At 52.0% G+C, this 4,660-nt stretch carries 3 protein-coding genes and 1 pseudogene; 2 read left to right on the forward strand and 2 right to left on the reverse strand.

Annotated elements, in window-relative coordinates; all coding sequences use genetic code 11:
- Positions 1-208 precede the first annotated feature (208 nt).
- A pseudogene (locus GWC77_RS26900) lies at positions 209-712 on the reverse strand (transposase); the annotation flags it as partial.
- Between the two features lie 564 nt (positions 713-1,276).
- On the opposite strand from GWC77_RS26900, the gene GWC77_RS26905 reads away from it, so the two are divergent.
- Together GWC77_RS26905 and GWC77_RS26910 are read left to right on the forward strand one after the other, a co-directional pair.
- Entirely contained in the window at positions 1,277-2,446 is a 1,170-nt protein-coding gene (locus tag GWC77_RS26905; RefSeq protein WP_173262299.1) for a hypothetical protein, read from the forward strand.
- A gap of 336 nt (positions 2,447-2,782) precedes the next feature.
- A complete protein-coding gene (locus GWC77_RS26910; protein ID WP_173262302.1) occupies positions 2,783-4,039 on the forward strand; it encodes a hypothetical protein in 1,257 nt (418 codons plus the stop codon).
- Between the two features lie 257 nt (positions 4,040-4,296).
- Here the strand turns inward: GWC77_RS26910 and GWC77_RS26915 are convergent, their stop codons facing one another.
- The gene (locus GWC77_RS26915; protein ID WP_173262296.1) at positions 4,297-4,485 is read right to left on the reverse strand and encodes a hypothetical protein; all 189 of its coding nucleotides are present in this window, start codon (positions 4,483-4,485) and stop codon (positions 4,297-4,299) included.
- Positions 4,486-4,660: the final 175 nt, after the last annotated feature.

The raw sequence follows: 4,660 nt of genomic DNA on the forward strand, positions 1-4,660 counted from the left end.
GATGTCATCGAATTTGTCTGTGAGCCGCGCCGATACTGGATTTGTGATCGGCGAAGGCAGATCGGTTAGAGTCCAGATGTTTGGACTCATCGAATGACGGGTAATCCATGCTGGCAAACGATTCCGACGAAATTGAGCGAAGCGCAGTTCGAAGAATTTGTCTTGCCGCGGGAGTGTCAGAATTTCCGTGTTCAAGGCGGGTTGAGATTTACACGGATGGTCGAACGAATCGATCCGCGTAAAGGATAGCGAATTGGTTCATGGCCTGCTTCCAATCGTGAGCGGAACGGCTCCATCCCGCAGTAATGTTGCGCAGAGCAAGCCAGATCAGTTTCGTGGCGGCGTCATCGCTCGGGAAGTGGCCTCGCGTCTTGATGATCTTTCGCAGTTGCGCGTTGATGCTTTCAATGGCATTCGTTGTGTAAATGACTTTACGCACCGCTGGCGGGAACGTAAAGAACGGGATGACGCGATCCCACGCGTTACGCCATGCGGCGCTGACCGTCGGGAATCGTTGCCCCCAGGGTCCTTCCGCAAACGTATCAAGTTCGGCCTGGGCGGCCTCTGCGCTAGGCGCCGTGTAGATCGGTCGAATCGCGGCAGCCAAGCCCCTACGGTCCTTCCAACTCGCGTAGTCAAGGCTGTTGCGAATCAGGTGAACGATGCAGGTCTGCAGTGTGGTCGCCGAGAATACAACGGATTTTATTACTCCTGTCTTTCGTTTGCCTATCCGTGCACCAACGCCACCAGTTGACCGATTCTACTCGTCCTCGTTAATGCGACAGAGCCCCGGCAACTCGCCCTCGTTAAGCTAATGCGGCGGAGCCCGCTTGAATGCACTTCAGATATTGCAGCGCATCTTCGCATGATAGCTCTGTGTAGAGTGGCTCAAGCAGTAATACTGGAATCTTTCAAATAGGCCGGACATGGCAAGTATCCTTCCGTCAGGATGTAATCGAGATAACAGTTCTTAGGCAACGTGCTCTCCCTACCGGATAGGGAATATATTCTCCGCTGGTTGCGCCGCGCTAAGCTCAACGCGAGCAGGTTCTACGCACCGAACCGCCGAAACTCGAAATGCGACAAGCCGCCCGGACGCTGGATCTCGAGATGGTCGATGACGACGAGTCCGATAGCAAATCCATTTGATCGTGGGTCATGATCAACGGCACGTCATCAAAGATTGACTGTTTGTGCCCGTTGAATAGACAGGGCAATATGTATTTTTTAGGAAATGATTATGGGAATATGCGGCAGCAAAGGAGTACGAGATTCAATGCTGACGGGCGACTCCTACGACATGGCAGGTCGTCAGCTGGCTGATAAACGAGCTGGGCGCCGGAGCAGCAAGCGTGATACAAGGTTGCCTCGCCTCCCCGATCATTTGCAGCAAGGGAGGCGGCCATCTTCAACTGGATCATTACGGCGTTCATCTTTGGAGGATTACGCCCCCCCAAATGCTGGCCCCTCGGGATTGGATGGCGCTAACTACTTTTCAAATAATACCACCATTGCCGGAGGGAGAATGGGCATATCGATCGAACGATCCAAAATCGGTTCGTCCGTCAGTCGGGTGGGGTGCAACAATTTTTCAGATGGAGGAAGAATCGGGATCAAGATCTCCGATACTTGGCTCGGTTCAGATTCTGACGGTCGCGACAAGTATAATAAACTGATTCACGATTCGAACGCTCATTCTCAAGCGCTCGCAAAGCTTAAAAGCGTTTTGGAAGGACAAGAGAGCGATCAGCGACCTGAGCGTGCTTGCCGCGCGGCATTCACTCCCCCAAGCCCTGAAGGTCGGGCCTATTATGAGGGTTTTGCAGCAGCAATGGGGGATGTATTAGCTACGGCAAGAATGACGGTACCTGGAAATGTTCCGCTCACGGACTCTCAATTGACCACCGTCGTGGGACTTGCTGCCGATCTCACGCCCGAACCGATATCGCACCTTCTTCTGACCGGTTTGGGGGTGGTGGCGCAAAGCGTCGGAACCAAGAACCGCGAAAGGACGTTGGCAAATACTTTGCGGTTATTTCGCACCGAGCAACGATTGCAAAATATTTTGAACGCGGCATTCGAGCAAACATACGAGACTAATGAGCAAAAAATCATCAATTACTGCGAATCAGAAAGTAATGAAATTTTGCAAGGGGCCGTAGAAATCATGGGAAATTTCGTATCGCCACGGGTGGTGCCGCGCCCCACCCCAATAAAGGAGAGCCTCGTTAACCTGCTTATGCGTTCCATTCATAAAGAAGATACATCGCCTCCGAAAACGCATTACCTGAACGACACCGAAATCGGGCGGAAGGTATTGACAGATATAGATGTAGTCATGCGAGTCGTTGGGGGGCTAAAAAAGAATGAAATGGATATACTACTTAAAAATGACGAAAATCTTACAGCTTGGATGAAGAATAGATTTATAGAAAATTTCAAATGAAAATATTGTAAGATGTTGTTCGGCAGGTTCCTTGCCCAAGTAGTTGCGAATGCAACTATATGACCTTGACGCAAGTCCCCCTTGCCGAAGCTGTGCCAAAGGTTCACGGGGTTGCCGACGGTCACTACTTCTCGCTGCCCGAACTTCCTGGCGAACGCATAGACGTCCTGGTCCCAAATGTATTTAACCATCTGGTCGTGCGAACGTGTCGTCGGCCTATCGTAAGCCCTCGCATTCGACGGCGGAAGAATCGTCGGCAGCCTACCACTGGGCGACCATGCCTCGGTCTGCGCAATGCGCGTGTGCATCGCTGGGTCATCAAGCTCGTGCCGCTGTTTGAAAAGATCGCTTATCGCGATAAAACCCGAAAAATCAAAAATCATGCCTCCACGTGTTCATAATGTTCGTTATCACGAGTGTGCGCCAAGCCGCCTTGGCGCTTGGAATGAAAATTCAAATGCGAATCGTCGGGAACGTGATTTTGGCGTTGCACCTCCGAATCCATACATCGCTGGGTTAACCTCTCTTGGAGCCGAGCACCGATTGAGTAACGGCAAGCGGATTTATGGGTACCGCCCGGTCATCTGGCAGATCAGGCTGCTTGATGTGCATTTGCCGCGTCTTAAGCCCGATCAAGCGAATGTGGCAAAAGGCGGAGTCGGCACGATTCACTTTTTGAGCGCCCCTGATGGAACGCGTTTTGTCGGAAAAGAAATCAACCACATCGGGGAAAAGGGAGCGTCACTCCTGATGCATGAGTACCTGGCCACAAAAAAAATCTATGACACGGCGGGTAGCGTACCTGCAAACATCGTTCGCGTCTTTGGAATTGCCGATGTGTCATTCGTTGGGTCTGACAAGAAGAGATTGCTAATTATGGAGCGTATTGAAGGGCCGACAGGCTCATTACTAATTCATCGCATCAAGGAACGGCCGGTATACAATATTGAAAAGATAAATCTCATAAAATATACGATACGCTCTTTGCTTGTGGCGGCACAATATGGAAGTCGCGCCGGAGTTGTACATAATGACCTGAAGCCGCCAAACTTTATGTATGACAAAAACGGGACACTGAAGGTCATTGATTGGGGCCTTTGGGGCGAAGTGGGAGGGATGCCATTGGGGGGGACGCGTGGCTACGAAGCCCCCGAATCCCGACAGGAGCATCTCGAAACCGTCACAGTCGCATTGCCCGAGCCTGCGGTACGCATAGTTCGTGAACCGGTAACGAAGAAGAGCCGAATTTTTGGATTTATTCCAATCAAAAGAAAAACATACCAATACCGATCCATTATGAATACAGAAATAAGATGTATTAGGGAAAAGATGATCGTTCCGCCATCTGCGGATGAAAAGTGCGATGTTTTTTCGATCGGTGTAATTCTTCGTAATCTGATCGAAGCATTCAATGTCACAAGTCCCCTTGGCGAGTCCCTTTTCCGGAGAATGACCGCAATCGATAGGGCTGATCGTATTGGCATTGCCGATGCATTGGCAGACTCATTCCTTGGTAATGTGAGTGAGCGTATGGCTGCCCTCACGCTGAGCACGGTGTTCGGAGCGGGAGACCGCAATCGGTTTACAGCCTAAACTAGCGTCGTGAAGGCTTTGTTCAGAAGCACTTCAGTCCCGTGTGGGGGCCGGCGTTCGCGGACAACTGGTTGCTACTTTCGACGCTGATTTTGCGCAGGGGCGGTCGAACGAACCGGAGGGGCACATTCATGTTGGGCGGGCAATACTGAAGATGCGATGAAATGCTTCGGTATGCGAAGATGCAGGAATCGGGAGGTCGAGCGCGCGCGCGGCGCAAGCGCGCCGATCGTACTGCTCAGTGCCGCAGCGTGAGATCAGCTCCAGCAGTAGTGGCGCAGGTTGATCAACGTATAGGCGAGCGTCTTGAACGCATAATGCACATCACTGATGCGTTCGAAGCGCAGCAGCAGGCGGCGAAACTTGTCCTCCCAGGCGAACACGCGCTCGATGGTGCGAAAGCGCTCTTCGAAGATCGCCGGATCAAAGCGGAGGTGTAAGCCCAAACCGCCGAAAATTCCGTCACTCCAAATCCAGCCCAGCCACGATGGCGTCTAGCAGCTTGCTGAAATACCCCTCGTCAGCGAGCGCGTACCTTTCGTCGGCTCGTCGAGCCAGTCGATTTTTCGGGATATGGAAATCTGGGCCTCATTTCAGGGATTTCTGATGGTCTGAGGCTCG

Source organism: Paraburkholderia sp. NMBU_R16 (genome assembly GCF_013282575.1).
In the GTDB taxonomy this organism is placed as follows: domain Bacteria; phylum Pseudomonadota; class Gammaproteobacteria; order Burkholderiales; family Burkholderiaceae; genus Trinickia.